The following is a 22882-nucleotide window of genomic DNA, read 5'->3' as shown; positions in this document are numbered from 1 at the left end:
TGTGAGGTTGATCAGGCTCGGCAAACGAGCCGCGTCACGCACGGGCTTGGACCTGGATAGCGACGCTTCGGAGGGACTGCTGATGCATTGCGATTGATGGCCTTGACACGAACCATCCCATGTGAGGTTCTGGCTGGCTGGTTACCCGCCTCGATACGCCGCCCTTCTCAGGCCGTCATCACCCAGATTCCGCCATAGCTCGACCGCAGCTTCGCGGTGCTTTTCCATGTAAATTTCGCAATTCTCTCGGCGCGTGCTATCCCTTCTGCCGCCCTATGCCCTACTCCCTCGTCATCTTCGATCTCGACGGCACGCTTGCGGACAGCTTTCCCTGGTTCTCGCGCAATGTGAACGACGTCGCCGACCACTTCGGTTTTCGCCGCGTCGCGGATGATGACGTCGAAGAGCTGCGGCATGCCGGCTCGCGGGAGATCGTCGCGCGGCTTGAAGTGCCGATGTGGAAGATACCCACGATCGCCCGGCATATGCGGCGGCTGAAGGCGGAGCACCTGGCCGACATCGCGCTGTTTCCAGGCGCCGAGACCACGCTGCGTGCACTCAAGGACGGCGGTCTGCAACTGGCGTTGGTCAGTTCGGACAGTGAGACGAACGCTCGCCGGCTGCTTGGCGAGGCCGCCGCACTGTTCTCCTGGTTCGATTGCGGCGCATCCATTTTTGGCAAGGCCGCAAAATTCCGCCGCGTCGTCAAACGCGCCGATCTGGCTCCATCGCAAACGATCTCGATCGGCGATGAAACCCGCGACATCGAGGCCGCCCGCGCCGCCGGCATCGCCTGCGGCGCCGTAGCGTGGGGCTATGCGGCGCCGGCAAAACTTCGGGCGCTCGGCCCTGACCTGATGTTCGAGCGGATGGAGGACATCACCGGCAATCTGCTGGCATCAGAGACGATCCCGTAGGATGGGTAGAGCGCAGCGAAACCCATCGCCCTGCGCTTGGTGGGTTTCGCTTCGCTCTACCCACCCTACGCAGCTCATTCCTCGATCGCCGCTGTCACGAAGCCCACCGGGTCCGCGTAGAACTCGCGCATCACCTTGTAGTGGTCGGTCTCCTCAACGGTAACAGGCTCAAGGTCGTATTTTGTCAACCGCAACAACGTTGCGTTGGGATAGGCCATCAGCACCGGCGAATGCGTGGCCATCAGCACCTGGCAATGTCCTGTATCGTCCATGCGGCGCAGCAGTTTCAGGAATTCGATCTGGCGCGCAGGTGACAGCGCCGATTCCGGCTCGTCGAATATGAAGATGCCCTGGCGCTGGCACTGCTCGTTAAAGAAACGCAAAAAGCCTTCGCCGTGAGAGTGGGAGAGGAAGTCTGGAGGGATGCCGCGACCAACTCCCGGAATAAATTCGTTGTTGACCTCGTCCAGATATCTCGCGACCGAAAAGAAGCTTTCCGCCCGAAAGAACCAGCCATTGGTGATTTTCGGCAACCAGCTTGCGCGAAGCGCGGTCGACAGTTGCCCGCCCATCTTCTCGATCGCCTTCGAGTGATCGACCGGCATGTAACCATTTCTGCCGCCAGCCTCGTCGAAGCCGGCCAGCACCGCTATACCTTCCAAGAGCGTCGACTTGCCGGTGCCGTTCTCGCCGACAATGATGGTGATCGCACGATCGAAGCTCAGCTCGAAGTCATCCCGCAGCAATGGCAGGCAGAACGGATAAGCGTCCCGGTTCGTGATGCGGGACGGATCGAGCCAAATGCGCTTGAGGTAGGGCGCCGGCAGATTGATCGTTCGGCTTCTTCGCGAGGCCATGGGCGCACCTAACAACCGACGCAGTTCAGAGCTTCAATCTCAGACTGATTATCTGGCATAGTTCATGGAACACAACAAGAACGATCCTGACTATGAGCGTCCGCCCCGCGCCGAGCGCCACCTACGCTCTCTTCCGTGATGCCATTCTCGGCGAGCAGCAGGTCGTCTGCACCTACGAGGGCCGGCCGCGCGAGCTTTGCCCGCACATCATCGGCACCAACAAATCAGGCGAAGAGGTCGTGCTGGCCTGGCAGTTCGCCGGCGAGAGTTCGGGCAGGCTCCCGCAATGGCGCTGCCTGCGGCTCGCCAATGTGCGCGATGCCCGCCTGCGCAAAGGCCGCTGGCACGAAGGCGGCTCGCACCGCACCGAGCAGACCTGCGTCAGCAACATCGACCTCGACATCAACATCCACGTCCGCAAGCGGCGGTGATACCGCTCCGTCCTAGCCGCGCGGGCAGTGCCAGTCCCTCACGGTGAGGAGCCGCGAAGCGGCGTCTCGAGCCATGCAGGCCGAGACCTCGCCCGCGGCCCATCCTTCGAGACGCCTGCTGCGCAGGCTCCTCAGGATGAGGACTGAACTGGTGGCCTCGCTCACGCATCGGATGTCGCCTGAGCAAAGATTCTCCCGCAATATCAAGGTGATTTGCCTCGTCCAGTCGGCCCGCGAAAAACATTCCGCTTCGTTCTGGCCGCAAATCACCTTAGAAACCGCGCCGTCCCGCCTCCACTTGGAGGGGCGTATCGCGATCGTCACGGACGTTGGAAGCGGGATGCGATGGACGTGGCTGTGTCAGGCGCGAATAGCGCCAGACGAATGGCGTGGCTGCGTACGGCGAAGTCGTGTGGTCCTGGCGCCCCGACGCTGGCGCTAAGCTTTTCGCGCGAACAAGTTCGCGCTTGAGGTGACGGTGGCAAGAAAGCCCGGTCACCGGGGAGAGCACGAAGTAAGCCGTAAAGCCGTCGTGCAGGGAAAGCCGGTGTGATTCCGGTTGAACCTGTGGTCCTACCCCCGTGCTTTTTGTTGCACGGGGCCCACGGGTGCAACCAGCACCCGGCTTTCCCTGCGCCCTCTGCTCAATGAGAGGGTCAGAAGCGACGCAAACCTCGGACGCAATGCGCCGCGAGAATGCGAACGTGTATCCTCTCCGCTGTTTGACAAATGAATCAGCAACATCCCCGTCATTGCGAGCGCAGCGAAGCAATCCATGCTTCCGCGCGTGGAGGGGTGGATTGCTTCGCTACGCTCGCAATGACGACGGAGAGAACTACATCCGTAATGACGATGTCGTCCCGGATCAAGGCCGGGACAACAGCCTACCCCTCCTCGTCCAGCACCTCGAGCACGAGCTCCATCGTCATCAGCACCGGGTTGTCGCCGCGCACCAATTTCCCTTCGGCGATGCCTCCGAGATAGTCGACGAGCGCGATATCGAGTTCGGCTTCGAGCTGGCCATCGGCATCGGGAGCGATCGTCCCCGCTCGGACCGCGAGTTCGGTCGCGAACGGCACCACCGTGCGGCCATCGGCGAAGCAGGCGCCAATGGTCGAGCCGACGCCGCCATGCAGGCGCGCATGCAAAATGCCATGCTGGCGGCAAAACTTCTCGAGCGCGCAGGCAAAATCCTGGTTCGGGCGGAGCCGCAGCGCAAAGGCGCGGCTGGTGGTCTCCGCATTCGTCGCCTGGCGCGGCATGGGGCCGAACAGTTTGAAATTGGTCTCGGCATCGCCCTCGGCGACAAACGTCGCGCCGTCGAGACCGAAGGCCTGCACCTCGAAGGGCTCGGCGACCACAGTCTCTTCCGGCAGCATATGGCCGCCGTTGAAGCGCCCGGAGGCTTCGGTCCACAATCCATGGCAGTGGAAGAATGGTGCGCCGTCGCGCTCGCCCAGCGTCATCGTGGCGAATTTGAGCCGGGTGATGCCGTCGGGACGAAAGGTCTCGCTGTAGAATGCGGCGTTGGCGCCGGTCTTCGACAGCGCCGGCATCACGTAAGCGAACGGGCCAAGCGCGCCGCCGCTTACGCTCAAGACGCCGCCCGAAAATCCTTCCGCCGCAAAGCCGCGGCGTGCGGCTTCAAGCAGCGGAATGCCGGCCTGCAGCGTGAAGGAAAATGCGCGCCCGCGCGCTTCCACCCATTGAATGCGCTCGCGCGCAGAGGGACCCGGTTGGGCGATGCTGCGCATCACCCGGTCTGCTTGGTGGAGACGTCGAGCAGCCCGCGCGCTTCCAGCTCATCGCGGATCAGGCGCTTGGGTATCTTGCCGTAGCCCGACTTCGGCAGCGCATCCCAGAAGAAGAAGCGCTTGGGCATCTTGTAGCGCGGCACCTTTGGCGCAAGGTACGCGGCAAGCTCCGCCTCGCCGACCGCGCCGGCGCCCTCGCGCGCGACGCAGACGGCAACGCCAACCTCGCCCCAGAAGGGATCGGGCACGCCGAGCACGGCGACCTCGCCGACAGCAGGATGCGTCAGGATCTTCTCCTCGATCTCGCGCGGATAGATGTTGGAGCCGCCGGAGATGTACATGTCGGATGCGCGGCCGGTGATGTAGACAAAGCCCTCTTCGTCCATGTGGCCGAGATCGCCGGTGCGAAACCAGCCGTCGCGAAACGCCTTCGCGTTGGCTTCAGGGTTATCATAGTAGCCGGCGAACACCGCGGGGCCGATCACGCAGATCTCCCCGGTCTCGAACGGCTTCAGTTCGCGGCCCTGGTCGTCCTGGATCGAGACCTGCATGCCGACGCGCTCGAAGCCGCAGGTGCCGATCCGCGCATGCGGGCCGTCCTCGGGATCGTGCAGCGCCGGCGGCAGCACGGTGATGTTGCCGGTGACCTCGCCGAGGCCGAAATACTGCACCAGCACGGCGCCGAGCTTTCGCATCGCCAGCTTCTGGTCCTCGCGGTACATCGGCGCCCCCGCATAAATCACGTGGCGCAGCGAGGAATGATCGAACTGCTCGACGGCGGGATGTTCGACCATCATCTTCAGGATCGTCGGCACCGTGAAGAGGTTGCTGACGCGGTGCTGCTCGATCAGCCGGAATGTTTCGGCGATATCGAATTTCTCCGAAGGCAGCAGGATGGTCGGCACCCCGCGCGCGGCCTGCATGAGCTGGTGGATGCCGGCGCCATGCGACAGCGGCGCGACCACGATCGAGGCATCCCGCTCGCTGACGCCGGGCGTCAGGTCGGCGAGATGGTTGGTTACCACGAAGGCCATCTGGCCATGGGTCAGCACGGCGGCCTTGGAGCGGCCAGTGGTGCCGGAGGTGAAGAAGAACCAGCAGGGATCGTCATGCTCGACCGCGACATTGTCGACCTTCGCGCCGGCGTGCGCCGCGATCGCTTCAGTGACGGTCCGCTCGCCAAAGCTCCCCTCCTCGCCGATCCGCCAGGTGAATTGCAGCGCGGGATTGGCGGCGGCCGCGGCATGCTCGGGAAAGTCGCCGTGGCAGAGGAAGGCCTTGGCGCCGGAGGCTGCGGCGAGATAGGCGACCTCGTCGGGCATCAGGCGAAAATTGGTGGGCACCCAGACCGCACCGAGGCGGAAGGCGGCGAACATCGACCAGAACATCTCGTCGCAGTTCTTGGAGTGGACGAGGATGCGGTCGCCCCTGACGATGCCCCGCGCCGCCAGCGCGGCGGCAAGTGCGGAGACGAGGCCATCGATCTCGCGCCAGGTCCAGCTTCGATCCCGCCAAATGAAGCCTGCGCGATCGCCATGCCGGCGTGCATTCTGGGTCACGATATGCGCCAGGTTCATCACCCGGCGCGACATCCGCAACTGATCGCCGCGCGGCGCGGCCACGCTACCCGTCTCTCCGCTCATTTCCGTCCCATCGGGAATTTCATCACGCGGGGCTTCTGGCTGCCCCTCTGCGGTTTATCGTCTCCGCACGGGGTTCGGCAAGGGCGGACCCGGCGCCTCCGGCCGCCCGGCCACGGCTCCGCGACGAGGGCGGTCACTGCGGATGGTTGGCGAGTTCCTGGTCGCTCCTGCCCCAATCCTGCCAGAGCTGCAGCGCACCCAGCAGGACCACCAGCGCGCCGAGGATGCCGTGCCAGACCTGCAGCAGGGTGTCGCCGGAATAGCCGAACAGGAACGGCGAAGCGATCAGCCAGCAGCCGAGCACGATGGCCGCGACCTCCTCCCAGCGCTGCAGGGCGACATATTCGAGCTGGGCCAGGCCGAACACCAGCATGCCGATCACGAAGGTGTTGAGGATCATGATGCTGCGGTCGGCGTCAACGACGTCGCGACCGGCCTGCATCGGAAACCACGGCGAGACCACGATCAGCACGCCAAGCAGCATGCCGAACCAGTCCTCCCAAGGTCTATGGGTGCTAAAGAAACGCTTATCCGACATGGTAGACCTCCCTGGAAAAGAGGCATACGTCAGCAGCCAGCGATTATGACATTGCAGGACCAAACGACCATCTGGCCGCTTCGGGGCGTATGTCTTGAAAAAAACGTAGGCCGGTTATGATCGGCTTGCAAGGCGGGCGATTGCCATTTCGCGGGACAACCACGGGGCGATGCCGCGATGCAAACAACGGGAATGAGATAATGGATGGACGTGTCAACGAAGCCGTAGTCAACAACCCGGGGCGCAAGCGCTACGAGCTCGCGGCCGACGGACATATTGCCGCGACCTACTACGAGAAAGCGGACGGTGTGATCACCTTCGTTCACACCGAAGTGCCGCCGGAGCTCAGCGGCAAGGGTATCGGCTTAAAGCTGGTCCGCGGCGCGCTGGACCAGGTGCGCGCCGAGGGCCTGAAGGTGATCGCGCAATGCCCGTTCGTGAAGGCCTTCATCGAGAAACATGCGGATTACCAGGATCTGCTGAAACACTGAAAGCGCAGACATCAGACATGACATCGGTCCGCAACAACACGGCACAAAGCCGCTTCGAACTCGACGTCGAAGGCCGCATCGCGTTCGCAAACTACCGCGCGACGCCGTCGGCTATCATCATCACCCACACAGAAACGCCGCGTGCACTGCGCGGCCGCGGTATCGCCTCCGAACTCGTCAAGGGCGCGCTGGAATTGATCCGCGCCGACGGCCACAAGGTGATCGCCGGCTGCGGTTTTGTCGTCGACTATCTCAGCAAGCATCCCGAATACCGGGATCTCGTGGCGTGAGAGTCGGGCGGCCTGCTACACGATCCGGAGCGACATGTCCGGCAGGCCCTCGAGCTTGCACAACAGCACGTCGCCCTTGACCACGGGGCCGACATTTTCCGGCGTGCCGGAATAGATGATGTCGCCAGCCTTCAGCTCGAAGGCTTCCGACAGTTTTGCGATCTGCTCGGCGACGCTCCAGATCATGTTCCGTAGGTCCGAGTTCTGCCTGATGGTGCCGTTGACCGCGAGCGAAATCGCGCCCTGGGTGAAATGTCCGGTCTTGGAAGCCGGATGGATCGGACCGATCACGGCGGCATGGTCAAAGCTCTTGCCGATCTCCCACGGCTTCTTCTCTGCGGCCATGCCGTTCTGCAGGTCGCGGCGCGTCATGTCGAGACCGAGCGCATAGCCATAGACGTGATCGAGCGCCTTATCGGCGGGAATGTTGGCGCCGCCGGATTTCAGCGCGGCGACGAGTTCGACCTCGTGATGATAATTTTTCGTCAGCGACGGATAGGGATGATCGGCAACCGTCCCGATCGCAACGTTCTGGATCGCATCGGTCGGCTTCTGGAAGAAGAACGGCGGCTCGCGCGTCGGATCGGAGCCGCGCTCGATCGCATGCGCGGCATAGTTGCGGCCGATGCAATAGATGCGGCGGACCTGGAATACCTCGGTCTCGCCGACAATCGGGATCGTCGTCGCTGCTACCGGAAACATCGCCTTCGGCCCGACCTGCGCGTCGGCGGACGTAACCTGCGCGGCCGTTCCCGCCAGCGCGAGCGCGCCGGTGGCGAGCATGGTCCTGCGATCAATCGTATTCATGGGCGTTCTCCTTCGTTGTTGTTATTATCTGGCGGGGTCGACAAAAAAGGCCCGCGACGATCGCGGGCCTTCGAATGCTCAAGTACCAGCGTCGCCTTAATGCTTGATTTCCGGCGGCAGCTTGCCGCCATTGGCCGCAAGTTTGGTCATCACCTGCTTGTGCAGCCAGATGTTCATGCTCGCGGAATCATTGGTGTCGCCGGTGTAGCCGAGTTCCTTGGCAAGCTCCTTGCGCGCGGACAGGCTCGAATCGATGTCGAGCGCCTTCATCAGGTCGACGATCGATGTGCGCCACTCGAGCTTCTCCTTCTTCGCGGCGACGGCTGCATCCAAAATCGGAGCGACGTCGACGCTCTGCGCAGGCGCGGCAGCCGGAGCGGTCGGCGAGGCCCCGGCGGCGGGCGCGCTCCCCGCAGGCGCATCGCTAGCCGGCGCTGCAGTCGCTGTGCTGCTGCCGAAGATCGAGCTCATGATTTTTCCGAAAATGCTCATCGTTCACTCCAAAGGACTTGAGATGTGGTGTCAGGTGGTTCTCTCGGGGCTCTTTTCGACCGGCAGCACCCGCCGGGGTCGCAAAATGATTTTACCCGGACCAGCCAAGGTTGCCAATGCGACATTCACCGAAGCGTGAGTGCGTCTGTCCCGGTTTGGGAGTACCGTGACATCTCAGTTCGCGACATGGCCGCAGGGTGTCTTCGCGTCTGGCCTGTTCGTGATCGCTTAGGAGACGGCACGTCGTGCCCCTCGCTGGCGGGCACAGAAATGCGGCCGCGCAGGGAGACAACGACTATGGCCACCTATCACGACAATGTCACATCACTGACGCAGAGCGGACAGGAAGTCGCGGCTGCGCCCGAGATTCGTACCATCAGTCTCGGCGATCTGCATCGCGCCTTGCAGCTCGGCTGGGAGGATTTCAAGGCGGTCCCGAGTCACGCCGTCATCCTGTGCGTGGTCTATCCGGTGTTGGGCCTGGTGCTTGCCCGCGTCGTGCACGGCTATTCCGTGCTGCCGTTATTGTTCCCATTGGCCGCGGGCTTCGCCCTGCTCGGCCCGTTCGCGGCGATCGGTCTCTATGAACTCAGCCGCCGCCGCGAGAATGGCGAAGAGCCTTCTGCATGGGGCGCAATCGCGATCGTCCGCTCGCCGTCATTCGGCGCCATGCTTGGACTAGGCACGCTGCTGTTCGCGCTGTTCGTGACCTGGATCGCCACGGCGCAGGCCATCTATGTCTCGGCATTCGGTTATGCGACGGCGGCGGGGATCCCCGATTTCCTCACGCAGGTGCTGACGACAGCGCAGGGTTGGTGGTTGATCCTGGTCGGCTGCGGCGTCGGCTTCCTCTTCGCCCTGCTCGCGCTTTGCATCAGCGTGGTGTCATTCCCGATGATGCTCGACCGTCACGCTACGACCGGTGAAGCCATGGTCACCTCGCTTCGCGCGGTCGCGCGTAATCCGGTGCCGATGGCTGCCTGGGGCCTGATCGTCGCAGCATTGCTGGTGCTGGGAACGCTGCCTTTCTTCCTCGGCCTCGCCATCGTCATTCCCCTGCTCGGCCACGCCACTTGGCATCTCTACCGGCAGATCATCGTTCCCGACCCCAATGTGCAGCCGCTCCCGCCACGTCCGCGCGAGCGCAAGCCTGCTGCTGACTTCCCCGCTAACCTGTTCCCGTGGCGTCGGAAAAACAGCGCGTAGATCTTCGGCAAATCTGTTCCATCATCCCGGTCTGGTGCGCCAGCATCAGACTGGGGTTCGTCCGAGCTCCGGCACGTGACATCGCCCCGGCATGGTGGATTGACTTGCGCGTGCAACGCCGACAAGCCTTGTTTTGGCCGCTCTTGCCGCAAACATTTTGGTAGCGTTTCCAGATTAGTGTCGATGATGCGTCGACATGGAGTGAGTGATTTCATGGGCTTTCGCTTTTCCCTCCGGACTGCACTGGGAGCCCTGCTCCTGACCCTCAGCACGCCTTCGTTCGCCGCGACCTGCGGCAGCGGCTCGTTCGATACGTGGCTGGACGACTTCAAGAAGGAAGCGGCATCGAAGGGGATTTCGCAGTCCGCGATCCAGGTCGGCCTGAACGGCGTCACCCTCGACAAGAACGTGCTCACGCGCGACCAGTCGCAGAAGGTGTTCAGTCAGACCTTCGAGGAATTCTCCGGACGCATGGTGCCGCCCCGCCTGACCCGCGGCGCAAACATGATGAAGCAGTACGGCTCGGTGCTGTCCCGCATCGAGGAGACCTATGGCGTGCCGGGCGAAGTGCTGGTGGCGATCTGGGGATTGGAGACCGATTTCGGCGTCAACATCGGCAAATTCCCAACTCTGCGGGCGCTGGCGACGCTCGCCTATGATTGCCGCCGCTCCGATATGTTCAGGGCCGAGCTTCTGGATGCGCTCCGCATCATTGAACGCGGCGATGTCCCTCCACAGGAACTGCGCGGCGCATGGGCCGGCGAGATCGGCCAAACCCAGTTCATGCCGTCGAACTACATCAAATTCGCAGTCGATTTCGACGGCAATGGCCGCCGCGATCTCCTGCACAGCGCGCCCGATGTGCTGGCCTCGACCGCGAATTTCTTCGCCAACCATGGCTGGCAACGCGGCAAGAATTGGGAGCCAGGCAATCCGAACTTCGCGGTAATCCAGCAATGGAACAAGAGCGAGGTTTATGCGCGCACCGTCGCCTACTTTGCTACCCAACTCACCCGCGCACCGTAGCGCTTCCCTCCCTCTCGCTTTAAGGAGCCGATCGCCGCGGGACGATCGGCGCCTGTGAGAAGCGTTGCTCCTTACTTCGCCTCGCCGGCGTGCATCGCCTTGTTCAGATGCGCCGCGCACACGCCCATCTTGCCACCGAGCAGAGCGTCCTGCGCTTGCGCAATCTCCTTTTGCGCCACGATTTTGCCTGGACCGTCCGCCATTGTCTCGACTGCGGATTCGGTCTTGGCGAGATTGTCGCCGCTGCAGCCGACGGTGACCTTAGCCGCGTGGGCGGGAATGGCGGCATAAGCAATGAAAGCCATCGCAGTCGCTGCAATCAGTTTGTTGCGCATCGGTTTTTTCCCCATTTTCCGTATTATTTGAACGGAAGCCGACGTGATTGCCGGAATCCGTGACAACCATTGTTCGCTCATCATCGAAAAGTTCAGAATGAATTCCGCGCGATAGAGATGTGATCGACGCCGCGAGCAAAGCACGCATGCGTTGCATCTATTTTTCATTACAGCTTGGTAAGGAAGGGCAAGCCGCGCGAAGCATCGTTGCCGCTACTGCGGTATCCGGTCCCCTCCGCTCGCGAACCGTACCCCGGAGGATAGGGAGTTGAAGGTTCGGCAGCGGCATCGGCCGCAGGCAGCCTTCGGACTGCAAACATGCTTCAGTGATCCGTCGGTCTTGGCCCGGCTTCGCGGACTCGGCATTCCGCACCAAATCCTGGGACCACGAGGAATATTCTTCTAGATCGACCCCAGAAGAAATGAGTTTAATTTCATTTCTAAGGGTCAAGGCGCATGCGAATCACGCATGAGAAGCTAGCCACCCCGAATCGGTCTCCGGCGTTGCGCCGGGCGGGGCTCAAGGCCGAGCATTTGATTTCACGTCCGTGCGCACCCATATGCCAAGCGTCGACGGAAGTGCCGCCCTCATCGCAAGTCCGTGATTTTACGGACCTTTTCCAATACCGGAACGCGTTCTCACCAACCCGCTGACGCCTCGTCGGGCTGCTCCGCTGATGGGTTAATCAGGCCTTACCGACGTCATGCATTTTTCACTTAGCTGCACCGCAACATAGGAACTACCGCACTGCATCAACTCAACCTATGTTCATTCTATCGACGATGACGCTTCCCATAGAGCTGAATCGTAATTTCTAGGAGACTACCATGTTACTCTCGCTCATCCGCATGATCCGGGCGTTCCGTGATTATCAGCGTAATGTTGCCGAGCTGTCCCAGCTTAGCGATCGCGAGCTGGCGGACATCGGCCTTGATCGCTCTGATATTCCGCGCGTGGCCTCTGGGCACTTCAACGGCTGATCTTTTGTCAGCCCATCAATGAACGGATAACGCCCGCTCCTTTACGCGGGCGTTCTCGTATTCTCTCCCCAGTTTCTCTGCCCGGTTTCAGATGCGCTCGCGGGAAAAACGCGCTAACCCTGCGCGATGACCGCGACCAAGCCTTCTCCTGATCCTGTCCACATCATCGGCGCCGGCCTTGCCGGTTCTGAAGCCGCCTGGCAGGTGGCAAATGCCGGCCGGCGCGTGGTGCTGCACGAGATGCGCCCACAGCGGATGACCGAGGCCCATCGCACCGATGGCCTTGCCGAACTCGTTTGCTCCAATTCCTTCCGCTCCGATGATGCCGCCAACAATGCAGTCGGCCTGCTGCACGCCGAAATGCGCCGGCTCGGCTCGCTGATCATGCGCGCCGCCGACGCCAACCAGGTGCCCGCCGGCGGGGCGCTGGCGGTCGACCGCGAGGGGTTTTCCGCCGCGGTCACCAAGGCGCTCAACGAGCACCCCCTGATCGAGATTCGCCGCGAGGAGATCGCGGGCCTACCGCCCGCCGATTGGCGCAATGTCATCGTTGCGACAGGCCCCCTCACCTCGGCGCCGCTGGCAGACGCCATCCGTGAGCTAGCGGACGAAAGCGCGCTCGCCTTCTTCGACGCCATCGCGCCGATCGTGCACAAGGATTCCATCGACATGAGCGTGGCGTGGTTCCAGTCGCGCTATGACAAGGTCGGGCCGGGGGGCACCGGAGCCGACTACATCAATTGCCCGATGACAAAGGAGCAGTACGACGCGTTCGTCGACGCGCTGCTGGCCGGCGAGAAGGTGGACTTCAAGGACTGGGAGGCCAACACGCCGTATTTCGACGGCTGCCTGCCCGTCGAGGTGATGGCCGAACGCGGTCGCGAGACCCTGCGGCACGGGCCGATGAAGCCGGTCGGCCTCACCAATCCGAACGATCCCACCACCAAGCCCTACGCGATCGTACAACTTCGCCAGGACAACAAGCTCGGCACGCTCTACAACATGGTCGGCTTCCAGACCAAGCTGAAGCATGGCGCGCAGCAGCGCGTGTTCCGCACCATTCCGGGTCTCGAGCACGCCGAATTCGCGAGGCTCGGCGGATTGCATCGCAACACCTTCCTGAACTCGCCCAAGCTTCTTGATTCACAACTACGGCTGCGCGCCGAGCCGCGATTGCGCTTCGCCGGCCAGATGACCGGCTGCGAAGGTTATGTGGAGTCCGCCAGCATCGGCCTGCTCACCGGCCTCTATGCCGCGGCGGACGCTCGCGGCCATTCGCTGGCGCCGCCGCCTTCGACCACGGCGCTAGGCGCGCTGCTGGGCCACATCACCGGCGGCCATATCGAGACCGTCGACACGGGTCCGCGCTCGTTCCAGCCGATGAACATCAATTTCGGCCTGTTCCCGCCGCTGGCCAGCCCGCCAACGAAGAAGCCCGACGGCACGCGGCTCCGCGGCAACGAGAAGACGGCAGCGAAGAAGCAGGCGATATCAGCCCGCGCGCTTGCCGATCTTGACCGCTGGATATCCGACCATTTGCACGTCGCGGCGGCGGCTTAAGCCATGAGCTTGCCGAAAGACGACGCCGCCACCCTGTCGGCGCGATGGCGCGAAGGAGTCCTGCTCAAGCGCGACGTGTTCTCGACCGTCGAGCGCGGACGTTTCCGCATCGAGACCGGCGAAACCGATGCGGTGCTGCGCCGGCTCGACCTGGTGCCGTTCTGGTCGTTTCCACTGGCGCTGCACCTGTTTTCGCGCGAGCGCCGCGCGCTGTCGCTGGCGCGCGACCTCGACGTCGGACCGAAGCTGCTCTGGGCGGGACAACGCGCGCTGGTGCGCGGGTTCATCGACGGCGTGGCGCTGCACCTGGCGAAGCCGCATGGCGATGTCGCCTATTTCCGTTCGGCCAAGGATGCGCTGCGCAGACTGCATCGTGCCGGCATCTGCCACAACGATCTCGCCAAGGAGCAGAACTGGCTGGTCGGCCGCAACGGCCGCGCCTATCTCACCGATTTCCAGCTCGCCGCCTGCTTCAAGCGCCGCAGCCGGCTGTTCCGCATCGCGGCCTATGAGGATTTGCGGCATCTGCTGAAGCACAAGCGCAGCTATGCGCCCGATGCGCTGACCCCGAAGGAACGCAAGATCCTCGCTCGCAAGTCAGTCGTCGCCAGCGTCTGGCTCAAGACCGGCAAAAAGGTCTACCAGGCGATTACCCGTGGACTCTTCAATTTCACCGATCGCGAAGGCGGCGGCCGGCGGCTGGTCAATGACGCGCCGGTCCTGATCGATCTGATCCGGAAGAACCCGGAAGTCCGCGACACCGCGATCGTCGCCTTCGCAGACCGCCGGGTCGGCGTCGGGCTCTATGCCTTCGTGGAAGCCGACGAGGTCGCGCTGGAGAAGAAGCTGCGCAACACGCTTGCCTCAGCCAAGGGTGTCAAGCCGCCCGAGCATATCCAAGTCGTCCATGCGCTGCCGCGCGATGCCGCGGGCAAGCCGCGCACGGAGATATTGCAGCTCGTGGCGATGAACCAGATCGACCTGATCGAGCCGATGATGCAGAACGAGGCCGACCGCGCCTTCCTCAAGGACATCCTTGAGCAGCGCAAGAATCTTCGCGACCGTTTCAATTTCGAAGTCGCCGAGATGGACCGGCTCACGCGCTAGAGCTTCGGTTCTGATGGAATCAGAACCGAAAATGCTCTAGCCGCCGAACACCCGTCGCCGCGACGCCCGCCACACCGTCCACAGCACCCGCAGCCGCGATGTGACCTGTGGGGCGAACGGGTCCGTGCTGGTCCGCGACATCCGCGCGAGATCGCGCTCGAGGAGCGCCAATGGCAGAAAGATCGGCCGCATCGCCGGCGAAACCGTCGGCAACAGCGAGAGCGCGGTCTTCAGATGGCTCGTCGCCTCGCCGATGAGCTGGTCGATCGCAGCGCGCAGTTGCGGCGTCTGCTTGCCGGAGAATACGTCTTCGATTCCGCCGCCGTGCTGCTCAAGGAACTGCAGCGGCAGGAACAATTGCCGTCGCGAGGCGTCGCGCGGCAACGCGCTGATCACTTGCGCGATACCTTGCGCGAGCCCGGCGTGCTGCGCGAGGTGATCAATTTCTTCTGACGGCCGCGCCATCACGCGCGCAGCGAGCGAGAACAGCGCCGAGGCGGTCTCGTTGAGATAGCCCTCGAGCGCTGCCATCGACGGCATCGGATCGTTGTAGAGATCGAACTGGTGCTCCTCGACCAGCCGCGACAGCGGCTCGACGGGCAGCCGGAAATTCCTGATCGCGAGCAACAGCTCTGCTGCGACAGGGTTGCCTTCGACGCTGCCATGGCCGCTGCCTGCGAGCATGTCGGTCCACCATTGCAGGCGTATCTCGCCGGGCAAGGGTTGGCTGACGAGCTCATGAACGCGGGAAATTTCGGCGTTGAAGGCGTAGATCGCGAGCAGCGCGCGGCGTTCGACCGTCGGCACGAACAGCGTGGAGGCATAGCGCGCGAAATCATGGGTGCGCACCAGTTCGGCGCAGAACGCCGCGGCGTCCGTGCCGCCGGGCTCGCTCATGGCACTGCGATCAGCGCCGCCGCCACCCGCCGCCGCTCGCCCATCATGATGTTGTAGGTGCGGATCGCAGGTCCCGTCTGCATCGTATCCAACACCACATGCACCGCGCGCAAGGCGTCGCGCAGCGCCTTGGGCGCTATCCATGTTTCTGTTCCGGTGCCGACGATCAGCGTGTCAATGATGTTGGCCTTCGCGAACACACGCTCGAGCGAGTATCGGTCGATCTGCTGCGGGGTCGTCACCGGCCAGGCCCAGATCCCATCGGGCAGGCAGAGCAGCGAGCCGCGATGCGACATGTCGGCAAAGGCGAAGCCGCCTTTGCCATAGGCCTCGATCGGCGCCGACCTCGGAAGATGTGGAGCGTCCGAGGATTGAACCATGACGAGCTACTTCTTTGCCGCTGCTTCCGGCTTCTTGGCCGGCGTCTCCGGCGCGTCCCCACGTACGGTGCCCACGCCGAGATAGATCAGGATCGGCGCCGCGATGAAGATCGAGGTGTAGGTACCGACCAGCACCACGCCGAACATCATGACAGCGGTGAAGCTGTGGATGGCGTTACCACCAAACAGCAGCAGCGCCAGCAGCGCGAGCGTCACCGTGACGTGGGTGATGATCGAGCGTGACAGCGTCGAGTTGATCGATTCGTTGAGGAGCTGCGGCATCGGCATCTTCTTGTAACGCCGCAGCATCTCGCGGATACGGTCGTAGATCACGACCGTGTCGTTGAGGGAGTAGCCGAGAATCGTCAGCAGCGCCGCGATGCTGGTGAGGTCGAAATCGACCTGCGAGACCGACATGAAGCCGATCGTCAGCACGATATCGTGGACGTTGGCGATCATGGCGCCGAGCGCGAACTGCCATTCGAAGCGGAACCAGAGATAGATCAGGATGCCGACGATCGCGAGCATCAGGCCGAGCATGCCGTAGGCCAGGAGTTCGCCGGAGACGCGCGGGCCCACCACCTCGACACGGCGATATTCGACGGAATCGCCCAGCGCGCCGCGGACCCTCTGCACCGCCTCCTGCTGCGCGCTGTCGCCGCCGGGCTGCTCGGCGACGCGGATCAACACGTTGGCCGGCCCGCCGAACTGCTGCAACTGGACCTCACCGAGGTTCAAAGTGCTGAGCGTGGCGCGCATCGCGGCGATATCGGCGTTGCCGGATTTGGCCTGCACTTCCAGCAGCGTGCCGCCCCGGAAGTCGATGCCGAAATTCAGGCCGTGGGTGAAGAACAGCGTGATCGCGATGATCGAGAGCACCGCCGAGATCGGGAAGCTGATGCGGCGGAAGCGCGTGAAATCGAAATGCGTGTTGTCCGGGACGATGCGCAGCGGCGGCAGGATGCCGAGCGCGGCGACGACGGTCAGCACGGCGATCAGGATGCCAAGGCCAATGAGAACATAATGAGTCACAACAGGCCTCTCAGATCGGCACGGTCTTTTGCGGCCGCTTCCACCACACCCACCACGCGACGATCAGCCGCGTGAGCGTAAACGCGGTGAAGACCGTGGTAATGATGCCGATCCCGAGCGTGACGGCGAAGCCGCGCACCGGACCGGTACCGATGTAGAACAGCACCGCGGCGGCGATGAAGGTGGTGATGTTGGAGTCGAGGATGGTCGCGAGCGCGCGCTTGAAGCCGGCATCGATCGCCGAGATCGCGTTGCGCCCGCCCCGCAATTCCTCGCGGATACGCTCATAGATCAGCACGTTCGAGTCCACCGCGATGCCGACCGTGAGCACGATGCCGGCGATGCCGGGCAGCGTCAGCGTGGCGTTCAAAAGCGACAACAGGCCAAAGATCATCGCGACGTTGACGGCCACGGCGATGTTGGCGAACACGCCGAACAGCCGATACGTCAGAAGCATGAACACGATGACCAGGATCGAGCCGACATAGGCCGCCAGTTCGCCCTTCTCGATCGAATCCTGGCCGAGCCCCGGACCGACCGTGCGCTCCTCGATCACCGTCAGCGGCGCCGGCAGCGCGCCGGCGCGCAAGAGGATCGCGAGATCGTTGGCGGACTGAACCGTGAAGCTGCCCGAGATCTGGCCCTGGCCACCGGTGATCGGCTCGCGGATCACGGGCGCGGAGATCACCTCATTGTCGAGGATGATGGCGAAGGGCTGGCCGACATTCTCGGTCGTGGCTTGGGCGAATTTCCGCGCGCCCGAGGTGTTGAAGCGGAAACTGACGATCGGCTCGCCGGTGCGCTGGTCGAATCCCGGCTGCGCGTCGGTCAGGTCTCCGCCGGAGACCAGCACCTGTTTCTTGACGACGTACGGGACCTTCGGCGTCGACGCGCTCATCAGCAGTTCGGAATCAGGCGGAACCCTGCCCTGCTGGGCCTGGTCGGGCGACACCGAGGTGTCGACCATCCGGAATTCCATCTTCGCGGTCTTGCCGAGCAGTTCCTTCAGGCGTGTCGGGTCCTGCAGACCCGGCACCTGCACCAGGATGCGGTCAGTGCCCTGGCGCTGGATCACGGGCTCGACGGTGCCGAGCTGGTTGACGCGGCGCTCGACGATCTGGATCGACTGCTCGATGGTCTGGCGGATGCGCTCGGTGATGGCGGCCTGCGGCACGGTCAGGCGGATCAGCCCGCCGCCGGCATCGGACACTTCGAGGCTGCGCTGGCCGCTGGAACCGAGCAGGCCGCCGAGCGGCTGCGAGAGCTCACGCAGCTTGGAGAGCGCGGTCGGCAGGTCAGTATCGCGGCTGATCCGTACCTCCACGGCATCATTGCGCGCGTTGAGACCGGTGTAGCCGATCTTGGCGTCGCGTAACACGCGCCGCGCGTCGTCGCGGATCTGGTCGAGCTTCTCTTTCTTCACATAGTTGGAATCGACCTCGAGCAGCAGATAGGAGCCGCCCTGCAGGTCGAGGCCGAGCACCAGGCGCCGCTGCGCCCACCCCGGCCAGGTCTTGACCTGGGATTCCGGGAAGAAGTTCGGCACGGCGCAAAGGCACACCACGAGCGCCGTGAGAATGATTCCCAGCGCCTTCCACCGCGTGAAATACAACATCGGGTTGACCTGTCAGATCGGAAATTGCGGCGCGACAATCAGCTCGCTGACGTCTCGTCCTTGGCCTCGGCCTTTTCCTTCGCCGGCTCGCCCTTGGTGCGCACGCCCGAGATCATCTGCCGCATCTGCCGCACCCGGACGCCATCGGAGATTTCGAACTCGATCTGGTCGTCGTCGACCACCTTGGTCACCTTGCCGACGAGGCCGCCGGAGGTCACGACGGTGTCGCCGCGACGGATGTTTTTGACCAGCTCGGCATGATCTTTCACCTTCTTCTGCTGCGGGCGCAGAATCAGGAAGTACATGATCACGAAGATCAGCGCGAACGGCAAAAGCGACATCAACATGCTGTTGGCATCGCCGCCGGCTCCGGCCTGGGCAAACGCAGGAGTAATCAGCATTCGGACAATCCTCGTGAGACGGGAGAAGGACCGGCGACGCCTGGCGCGTCAAGCCCGGTCCGGGCAAATTCGCGCGGACTATAGCGGCGGCCGGCCCAATTGCAACGTTAACAGCCCCTCATTTAGGCCGCTTGCGGCAGCCGCCAAGGCCCGTTAAAGCCTGCCCCGTCAGGAACTGCGCAAATGTCGAAAAAAGCCAAAAAATCAGCGCCTCGCGCCATGCCCAAACTGGCCTCCAAAGGCCCCCGCAAAACCGCGACAAAAGGTCCGGCAAGCGAGCTCAACGGCGACACCGCGGAGCGGATCGCAAACGCCCTGGAGGCGATCTCGCGCCACCTCTCCGCCGCCGCCCCGGACGCGGATGCAAGCAAGCAGCTCGGTGCGGCCGATGCCTTCGTCTGGCATCCGGACGGACGGCTCTCAAAGGTCGCCCGCGTCAGCCGCGTCGAGATCTTCCTGCTCAAGGGGATCGACCGGATGCGCGACATCCTGATCGAAAATACCGAGCGCTTCGCCAATGGGCTGCCCGCCAACAACGCGCTGCTCTGGGGCGCGCGCGGCATGGGGAAATCGTCGCTGGTGAAGGCCGCACATGCCAGTATCAATCTCGACCGCAAGTTTGCGGACCGGTTGAAGCTGATCGAGATCCATCGCGAGGATATCGAGAGCCTGCCGATGCTGATGGAAGTGCTGCGCGCCTCCGATTTCCGCTTCATCGTGTTCTGCGACGACCTCTCCTTCGACGGCAACGACGCCTCGTACAAATCGCTGAAGGCGGTGCTGGAAGGCGGCATCGAGGGACGTCCCGAGAACGTCATCCTCTATGCCACTTCCAACCGCAGGCATTTGCTCGCGCGCGAGATGATCGAGAACGAGCGCTCGACCGCGATCAATCCCGGCGAAGCGGTCGAGGAGAAGGTCTCATTGTCCGACCGCTTCGGCCTGTGGCTCGGCTTCCACCGCTGCAGCCAGGATGAATACCTCGCCATGGTCAAAGGCTATTGCGACCATTTCGGCATCAAGATCGATGGCGAGGAATTGGAGCGCGAGGCACTGGAATGGTCGACCACCCGCGGCTCCCGCTCCGGCCGCGTCGCCTGGCAGTTCACGCAGGAATTGGCCGGCCGGCTTGGCGTGAGGCTGAGCGGCAAGTAGCGGGAAGTCTTGAGGCACTAACAGCCGTCATTCCCCGCGAAGGCGGGGAATCCAGTACGCCGCGGCCTCTCGACTCAACTACGACTGTCTCTGGAATACTGGATCGCCCGGTCAAGCCGGGCGATGACAGCGCATCTGCGGAGAGTGATAGTCCTGCGAACTCGCGCCTCACGCCCCGTTGAGGAATTGCAGCGGGTCGACCGGGGATGATCCCTTGCGGATCTCGAAGTGAAGCTGCGGCGAAGTCACCTCTCCCGACTGGCCCGACTTGGCAATCACCTGACCGCGCTTGATCGTATCGCCGCGCTTCACGAGCAGCTCACTCGCATGGGCATATGCGGTGACGTAGCCGTTGGAGTGCCGCACCAGGACCAGATTGCCATAACCCTTCAGTTCGTTGCCGGAATAGGCGACGACGCCATCCTCGGCGGCCTTCACCGGCGTGCCCTCGGGCACTGCGAGGTTGATGCCGTCATTGGACTTGCCGTTGGTCTTGGCGCCATAGCCGGTGATCACCTTGCCGCGGGCCGGCCAGCGGAAGGTCGGCAACGAGCTGGTGGTCTCGCTCGGCTTGACCGCCACCGGTTCGGCGGCCGGAGCAGGCTGTTCGACATTCGCCGCGGGCTGGACCAGCCGGGCGCTTTGCGGCTGCGCGGTCGCAACCACCTTCGGTGCCGGAGCAGCCGGCACGGGAGCCGGTGCCAATGCGGGTGCCGGCGCTGCGGGCGCAGCCGCGGCCGTCTTGGCGCCCGGGACGGTCAAGTTCATGCCAAGGCTGAGCTTGGCCGACTGGTCGAGATGGTTGGCCTTCGCAAGCTCGGCCGGCGAGACGTGATGCTGGCGCGCTATGCTGTGCAGCGTGTCGCCCTTGTTGACGTAATGGACGCCTCCGGCAGTGGCTGCGACGGCGACCGGCTTGCTCACCGGCGGCGCGACAGCAGGTGCTGGCGCTGCCGCCACCGCAGCCGGGCGCGGGATGACAAGCTGCTGGCCGGGCGACAGCGCGCGCGGCCCCTTGTAGCCGTTGGCGCGCAGGATTTCGGCGGTCGAGACGTTGTAGCGCTTCGACAGCACTTCCAGCGTATCGCTGGTGCCGACGATGATCGTGGTGCCGCCGTGACCTGCGGGCGCGCGCGCCACCGACTGCGGCACGGTCCCCGTGGCCTCAAGGCGCGGCGGTTGTTGTGGCGGCGCATAGGATGCCACGCCCCGCCCGCCTCCTGACACTCCGGAGTTGGAGACCGGATAGGATTGCGGCGCAGCAACCGGCGGCGGCAGCGGTTGGGATTGATAGGACTGCGACTGCGAATACGGCGATTGCGGCCGCGCATATTGCGGCAGCTCACGCCGCTCGACCGGCTGCTGCGGCACCGAGCCGGTCGCCTGGGGCTCGAAGGCGAAGGGATTGTTGGAATAAGAGTTTTGCGAGAAGCGCGTCGACATGTCGCCGCTGCACCCGGCAAAACCGACCGACATCAGCGCCAGCACCGCCACCTGCGGGACGCGGCGCGAGCGAAGCAACTCGACGACAGCGGACATGGTTACTCACTCGTACGCAACAAAATACTGTTTTGAGTAAACACGTACCGAGTAAACAAGCGCTTAACCTTCGGAATAAGGTATTGGCGCGAGGCAGCAATCCCCAGACTCTACAGTTCCCGCGCCACCCCCGGCAGGGCCGGCACGAAGCGCACGTCGACCAATTCCTTGCGCTCGAATCCGGTCTCGGTCCTGATCACCCGGACCAGCGTCTGGGTACCATGGTGTGGGCCGACCGGCGCGATCAGGATGCCGCCGACCTCGAGCCGCTGCAAAAGCTTCTCCGGAATCTGCTCCATCGCGGCGGTGACGATGATGCGGTCGAAATCGCCGGCGCCGGCGGGCACGTCGAAGCCATCGCCGAGCATGACCTCGATATTGTAATAGTCGAGCTTCTCCAGCCGCTGGCGGGCTGTATCGGCCAATGTCCGGTACCGCTCGATGGTCAGCACATGCTTGCACAGCCGCGAGAGGACCGCGGCATGGTAGCCGGAGCCGGTGCCGATCTCGAGCACCCGGTGCTCCCGGTTGAGCTGGAGCTGTTCGGTCATGTAGGCGACGACGAAGGGCTGGCTGATGGTCTGCCCGCAGGCGATGCCGAGCGCGCTGTCGCGGTAGGCATGGTCGCGGTCATTGGCCGCGACAAAGCGCTCGCGCGGCACCTCCTCCATCGCACGAAGCACCGACTGGTCGCTGATGCCGCGCCGCCTCAGCGCGAGCTGAAACATCATTTTCTCGGGCGGCTCAGATGTGCTGGCCATAGCGGGTCTCGTAAGCTTGCTGCGCGGCACGGTTGCCGAGCACGATCCTAGCCGATTAATGCCACACCAACTCGAAATCCCGCGTTGAGGAAAATTTCCCTCACGATCGCGTTCCCTCCCCGGAACCATAGCCATGACGCGGCGTTGGCGAGCAAGTATTTTATTCCCCATATGATCGGCGACGACGCACGATCGAGGCTCTGTGAGGCGAGCATGAGCGCGAACGTTTACGTTGCGCCTGCGGGAGATATTTGCGAACGTGGCGCGGGGACAGGCAAGGATTCCGACATGACTACCGCACGGCCTGAGGGCTGTTCTGTGTTTCTCGTCGAAGACGAGGTCATGATCCGGATGATGGTCGCCGACATGCTGGAAGAGCTGGGTCACAGCGTGGCGGCCGAGGCCGGGGAAATCTCAGAAGCGGTCAAGCTCGCGCAGTCGACCGAGTTCGACCTCGCGATCCTTGATGTCAATGTCAACGGCAAGGTGATCACACCCGTCGCCGAACTGATCAACGCGCGCAACCGTCCCTTCATTTTCGCGACCGGCTATGGCTCTTCGGGCCTGCCGGAGGAATATCGCGATCGCCCCGCGCTGCAGAAGCCATTCCAGCTTGAAACGCTCGCCCAACTGATCGACAGCACGCTCAAGAGCGCACCGGTCTAGC

The 22882-nt window shown here is 63.4% G+C and carries 25 protein-coding genes; 11 read left to right on the top strand and 14 right to left on the bottom strand.

Translation table 11 applies throughout. The features are described from left to right. The first annotated feature begins 275 nt into the window (after nucleotides 1–275). Nucleotides 276–917 carry an HAD-IA family hydrolase gene (locus tag ACZYOF_RS07105; RefSeq protein WP_130580981.1) on the top strand — a complete coding sequence of 214 codons (642 nt, stop codon included), beginning with the start codon at nucleotides 276–278 and terminating at the stop codon, nucleotides 915–917. Nucleotides 918–991: 74 nt separating this feature from the next. Here ACZYOF_RS07105 and ACZYOF_RS07100 read toward each other — a convergent pair whose 3' ends face one another. Beyond that, nucleotides 992–1774 (bottom strand): AAA family ATPase, encoded by a 783-nt coding sequence (locus ACZYOF_RS07100; RefSeq protein ID WP_463715280.1) that lies wholly within the window; start codon nucleotides 1772–1774, stop codon nucleotides 992–994. Nucleotides 1775–1866: 92 nt separating this feature from the next. Here ACZYOF_RS07100 and ACZYOF_RS07095 point away from each other — a divergent pair, with 92 nt between their 5' ends. Beyond that, nucleotides 1867–2205, top strand: a complete 339-nt coding sequence (locus tag ACZYOF_RS07095; protein ID WP_463715279.1) for a hypothetical protein — start codon at nucleotides 1867–1869, stop codon at nucleotides 2203–2205. A gap of 884 nt (nucleotides 2206–3089) precedes the next feature. Here the strand turns inward: ACZYOF_RS07095 and ACZYOF_RS07090 are convergent. The 3 genes from ACZYOF_RS07090 to ACZYOF_RS07080 form a co-directional block, all read right to left on the bottom strand. Beyond that, nucleotides 3090–3959 (bottom strand): PCC domain-containing protein, encoded by an 870-nt coding sequence (locus ACZYOF_RS07090; RefSeq protein WP_463715278.1) that lies wholly within the window; start codon nucleotides 3957–3959, stop codon nucleotides 3090–3092. Then, nucleotides 3959–5602, bottom strand: a complete 1644-nt coding sequence (locus ACZYOF_RS07085; protein WP_394568977.1) for an acyl-CoA synthetase — start codon at nucleotides 5600–5602, stop codon at nucleotides 3959–3961. The genes ACZYOF_RS07090 and ACZYOF_RS07085 overlap by 1 nt, the downstream gene beginning before the upstream one ends. 133 nt (nucleotides 5603–5735) lie before the next feature. Beyond that, nucleotides 5736–6140, bottom strand: a complete 405-nt coding sequence (locus ACZYOF_RS07080) for an SPW repeat protein (protein WP_027579056.1) — start codon at nucleotides 6138–6140, stop codon at nucleotides 5736–5738. A gap of 200 nt (nucleotides 6141–6340) precedes the next feature. Here ACZYOF_RS07080 and ACZYOF_RS07075 point away from each other — a divergent pair, with 200 nt between their 5' ends. Both ACZYOF_RS07075 and ACZYOF_RS07070 read left to right on the top strand, forming a co-directional pair. Then, the gene (locus tag ACZYOF_RS07075) at nucleotides 6341–6631 is read left to right on the top strand and encodes a GNAT family N-acetyltransferase (protein ID WP_463715277.1); all 291 of its coding nucleotides are present in this window, start codon (nucleotides 6341–6343) and stop codon (nucleotides 6629–6631) included. Nucleotides 6632–6648: 17 nt separating this feature from the next. Continuing rightward, nucleotides 6649–6921, top strand: coding sequence for a GNAT family N-acetyltransferase (locus ACZYOF_RS07070; RefSeq protein ID WP_130581302.1), 273 nt, complete (start codon nucleotides 6649–6651; stop codon nucleotides 6919–6921). A gap of 15 nt (nucleotides 6922–6936) precedes the next feature. On the opposite strand, the gene ACZYOF_RS07065 is transcribed toward ACZYOF_RS07070, so the two are convergent. Then, on the bottom strand, nucleotides 6937–7728 hold the full coding sequence (locus ACZYOF_RS07065) for a fumarylacetoacetate hydrolase family protein (protein WP_463715276.1): 792 nt from the start codon (nucleotides 7726–7728) through the stop codon (nucleotides 6937–6939). Between the two features lie 96 nt (nucleotides 7729–7824). Next, complete coding sequence (locus ACZYOF_RS07060) at nucleotides 7825–8220, bottom strand: DUF3597 domain-containing protein (protein WP_463715275.1); 396 nt, start codon at nucleotides 8218–8220, stop codon at nucleotides 7825–7827. Nucleotides 8221–8517: 297 nt separating this feature from the next. On the opposite strand from ACZYOF_RS07060, the gene ACZYOF_RS07055 reads away from it, so the two are divergent. After that, nucleotides 8518–9426, top strand: coding sequence for a DUF2189 domain-containing protein (locus ACZYOF_RS07055; RefSeq protein WP_463715274.1), 909 nt, complete (start codon nucleotides 8518–8520; stop codon nucleotides 9424–9426). Between the two features lie 213 nt (nucleotides 9427–9639). Continuing rightward, nucleotides 9640–10452, top strand: a complete 813-nt coding sequence (locus ACZYOF_RS07050; RefSeq protein ID WP_463715273.1) for a lytic murein transglycosylase — start codon at nucleotides 9640–9642, stop codon at nucleotides 10450–10452. 71 nt (nucleotides 10453–10523) lie between these two features. On the opposite strand, the gene ACZYOF_RS07045 is transcribed toward ACZYOF_RS07050, so the two are convergent. Further along, the gene (locus tag ACZYOF_RS07045; protein ID WP_349016978.1) at nucleotides 10524–10871 is read right to left on the bottom strand and encodes a hypothetical protein; all 348 of its coding nucleotides are present in this window, start codon (nucleotides 10869–10871) and stop codon (nucleotides 10524–10526) included. Nucleotides 10872–11615: 744 nt separating this feature from the next. Here ACZYOF_RS07045 and ACZYOF_RS07040 point away from each other — a divergent pair. From ACZYOF_RS07040 to ACZYOF_RS07030, 3 genes are all read left to right on the top strand, one after another. Beyond that, nucleotides 11616–11768: a DUF1127 domain-containing protein gene (locus ACZYOF_RS07040; protein WP_130581297.1), complete on the top strand. Its 153-nt coding sequence runs from the start codon at nucleotides 11616–11618 to the stop codon at nucleotides 11766–11768. A 126-nt stretch (nucleotides 11769–11894) separates the two neighbouring features. Beyond that, a complete protein-coding gene (trmFO, locus tag ACZYOF_RS07035; RefSeq protein ID WP_463715272.1) occupies nucleotides 11895–13328 on the top strand; it encodes a methylenetetrahydrofolate--tRNA-(uracil(54)-C(5))-methyltransferase (FADH(2)-oxidizing) TrmFO in 1434 nt (477 codons plus the stop codon). A 3-nt stretch (nucleotides 13329–13331) separates the two neighbouring features. Continuing rightward, nucleotides 13332–14435, top strand: a complete 1104-nt coding sequence (locus ACZYOF_RS07030; protein ID WP_463715271.1) for a serine/threonine protein kinase — start codon at nucleotides 13332–13334, stop codon at nucleotides 14433–14435. A gap of 36 nt (nucleotides 14436–14471) precedes the next feature. Here ACZYOF_RS07030 and ACZYOF_RS07025 read toward each other — a convergent pair whose 3' ends face one another. Genes ACZYOF_RS07025 through yajC form a run of 5 tightly spaced genes read right to left on the bottom strand, consistent with a single transcriptional unit; the run spans nucleotide 14472 to nucleotide 18760 of the window. Then, nucleotides 14472–15332 carry a phytoene/squalene synthase family protein gene (locus tag ACZYOF_RS07025; RefSeq protein WP_463715270.1) on the bottom strand — a complete coding sequence of 287 codons (861 nt, stop codon included), beginning with the start codon at nucleotides 15330–15332 and terminating at the stop codon, nucleotides 14472–14474. Continuing rightward, nucleotides 15329–15712 carry an Mth938-like domain-containing protein gene (locus ACZYOF_RS07020; RefSeq protein ID WP_463715269.1) on the bottom strand — a complete coding sequence of 128 codons (384 nt, stop codon included), beginning with the start codon at nucleotides 15710–15712 and terminating at the stop codon, nucleotides 15329–15331. The genes ACZYOF_RS07025 and ACZYOF_RS07020 overlap by 4 nt, the downstream gene beginning before the upstream one ends. Before the next feature lie 6 nt (nucleotides 15713–15718). Beyond that, complete coding sequence (gene secF, locus ACZYOF_RS07015) at nucleotides 15719–16744, bottom strand: protein translocase subunit SecF (RefSeq protein WP_463715268.1); 1026 nt, start codon at nucleotides 16742–16744, stop codon at nucleotides 15719–15721. Nucleotides 16745–16754: 10 nt separating this feature from the next. Then, a complete protein-coding gene (secD, locus tag ACZYOF_RS07010; protein WP_282527096.1) occupies nucleotides 16755–18359 on the bottom strand; it encodes a protein translocase subunit SecD in 1605 nt (534 codons plus the stop codon). A 38-nt stretch (nucleotides 18360–18397) separates the two neighbouring features. Continuing rightward, nucleotides 18398–18760, bottom strand: coding sequence for a preprotein translocase subunit YajC (gene yajC / locus ACZYOF_RS07005; protein ID WP_463715267.1), 363 nt, complete (start codon nucleotides 18758–18760; stop codon nucleotides 18398–18400). A 183-nt stretch (nucleotides 18761–18943) separates the two neighbouring features. On the opposite strand from yajC, the gene ACZYOF_RS07000 reads away from it, so the two are divergent. Continuing rightward, the gene (locus ACZYOF_RS07000; protein WP_463715266.1) at nucleotides 18944–19915 is read left to right on the top strand and encodes an ATP-binding protein; all 972 of its coding nucleotides are present in this window, start codon (nucleotides 18944–18946) and stop codon (nucleotides 19913–19915) included. Between the two features lie 168 nt (nucleotides 19916–20083). Here ACZYOF_RS07000 and ACZYOF_RS06995 read toward each other — a convergent pair whose 3' ends face one another. Beyond that, the gene (locus ACZYOF_RS06995; RefSeq protein WP_463715265.1) at nucleotides 20084–21454 is read right to left on the bottom strand and encodes a peptidoglycan DD-metalloendopeptidase family protein; all 1371 of its coding nucleotides are present in this window, start codon (nucleotides 21452–21454) and stop codon (nucleotides 20084–20086) included. 110 nt (nucleotides 21455–21564) lie between these two features. Next, nucleotides 21565–22215, bottom strand: a complete 651-nt coding sequence (locus ACZYOF_RS06990; protein WP_207234475.1) for a protein-L-isoaspartate(D-aspartate) O-methyltransferase — start codon at nucleotides 22213–22215, stop codon at nucleotides 21565–21567. A gap of 288 nt (nucleotides 22216–22503) precedes the next feature. Between ACZYOF_RS06990 and ACZYOF_RS06985 the strand changes: the two genes are divergently transcribed. Next, on the top strand, nucleotides 22504–22881 hold the full coding sequence (locus ACZYOF_RS06985; RefSeq protein WP_028165592.1) for a response regulator: 378 nt from the start codon (nucleotides 22504–22506) through the stop codon (nucleotides 22879–22881). Nucleotide 22882: the final 1 nt, after the last annotated feature.

This window comes from Bradyrhizobium sp. LeoA1Lang (assembly GCF_055413685.1).
This window is presented reverse-complemented; position numbering and strand designations above follow the sequence as displayed.

What these genes read in the sequence shown, in the direction of transcription:
- ACZYOF_RS07105 (WP_130580981.1), top strand. Translation starts at nt 276, where the DNA reads ATGCCCTACTCCCTCGTCATCTTCGATCTCGACGGCACGCTTGCGGAC.
- ACZYOF_RS07100 (WP_463715280.1), bottom strand. Translation starts at nt 1,774, where the DNA reads ATGGCCTCGCGAAGAAGCCGAACGATCAATCTGCCGGCGCCCTACCTC.
- ACZYOF_RS07095 (WP_463715279.1), top strand. Translation starts at nt 1,867, where the DNA reads ATGAGCGTCCGCCCCGCGCCGAGCGCCACCTACGCTCTCTTCCGTGAT.
- ACZYOF_RS07090 (WP_463715278.1), bottom strand. Translation starts at nt 3,959, where the DNA reads ATGCGCAGCATCGCCCAACCGGGTCCCTCTGCGCGCGAGCGCATTCAA.
- ACZYOF_RS07085 (WP_394568977.1), bottom strand. Translation starts at nt 5,602, where the DNA reads ATGAGCGGAGAGACGGGTAGCGTGGCCGCGCCGCGCGGCGATCAGTTG.
- ACZYOF_RS07080 (WP_027579056.1), bottom strand. Translation starts at nt 6,140, where the DNA reads ATGTCGGATAAGCGTTTCTTTAGCACCCATAGACCTTGGGAGGACTGG.
- ACZYOF_RS07075 (WP_463715277.1), top strand. Translation starts at nt 6,341, where the DNA reads ATGGATGGACGTGTCAACGAAGCCGTAGTCAACAACCCGGGGCGCAAG.
- ACZYOF_RS07070 (WP_130581302.1), top strand. Translation starts at nt 6,649, where the DNA reads ATGACATCGGTCCGCAACAACACGGCACAAAGCCGCTTCGAACTCGAC.
- ACZYOF_RS07065 (WP_463715276.1), bottom strand. Translation starts at nt 7,728, where the DNA reads ATGAATACGATTGATCGCAGGACCATGCTCGCCACCGGCGCGCTCGCG.
- ACZYOF_RS07060 (WP_463715275.1), bottom strand. Translation starts at nt 8,220, where the DNA reads ATGAGCATTTTCGGAAAAATCATGAGCTCGATCTTCGGCAGCAGCACA.
- ACZYOF_RS07055 (WP_463715274.1), top strand. Translation starts at nt 8,518, where the DNA reads ATGGCCACCTATCACGACAATGTCACATCACTGACGCAGAGCGGACAG.
- ACZYOF_RS07050 (WP_463715273.1), top strand. Translation starts at nt 9,640, where the DNA reads ATGGGCTTTCGCTTTTCCCTCCGGACTGCACTGGGAGCCCTGCTCCTG.
- ACZYOF_RS07045 (WP_349016978.1), bottom strand. Translation starts at nt 10,871, where the DNA reads ATGATGAGCGAACAATGGTTGTCACGGATTCCGGCAATCACGTCGGCT.
- ACZYOF_RS07040 (WP_130581297.1), top strand. Translation starts at nt 11,616, where the DNA reads ATGTTACTCTCGCTCATCCGCATGATCCGGGCGTTCCGTGATTATCAG.
- trmFO (WP_463715272.1), top strand. Translation starts at nt 11,895, where the DNA reads ATGACCGCGACCAAGCCTTCTCCTGATCCTGTCCACATCATCGGCGCC.
- ACZYOF_RS07030 (WP_463715271.1), top strand. Translation starts at nt 13,332, where the DNA reads ATGAGCTTGCCGAAAGACGACGCCGCCACCCTGTCGGCGCGATGGCGC.
- ACZYOF_RS07025 (WP_463715270.1), bottom strand. Translation starts at nt 15,332, where the DNA reads ATGAGCGAGCCCGGCGGCACGGACGCCGCGGCGTTCTGCGCCGAACTG.
- ACZYOF_RS07020 (WP_463715269.1), bottom strand. Translation starts at nt 15,712, where the DNA reads ATGGTTCAATCCTCGGACGCTCCACATCTTCCGAGGTCGGCGCCGATC.
- secD (WP_282527096.1), bottom strand. Translation starts at nt 18,359, where the DNA reads ATGTTGTATTTCACGCGGTGGAAGGCGCTGGGAATCATTCTCACGGCG.
- yajC (WP_463715267.1), bottom strand. Translation starts at nt 18,760, where the DNA reads ATGCTGATTACTCCTGCGTTTGCCCAGGCCGGAGCCGGCGGCGATGCC.
- ACZYOF_RS07000 (WP_463715266.1), top strand. Translation starts at nt 18,944, where the DNA reads ATGTCGAAAAAAGCCAAAAAATCAGCGCCTCGCGCCATGCCCAAACTG.
- ACZYOF_RS06995 (WP_463715265.1), bottom strand. Translation starts at nt 21,454, where the DNA reads ATGTCCGCTGTCGTCGAGTTGCTTCGCTCGCGCCGCGTCCCGCAGGTG.
- ACZYOF_RS06990 (WP_207234475.1), bottom strand. Translation starts at nt 22,215, where the DNA reads ATGGCCAGCACATCTGAGCCGCCCGAGAAAATGATGTTTCAGCTCGCG.
- ACZYOF_RS06985 (WP_028165592.1), top strand. Translation starts at nt 22,504, where the DNA reads ATGACTACCGCACGGCCTGAGGGCTGTTCTGTGTTTCTCGTCGAAGAC.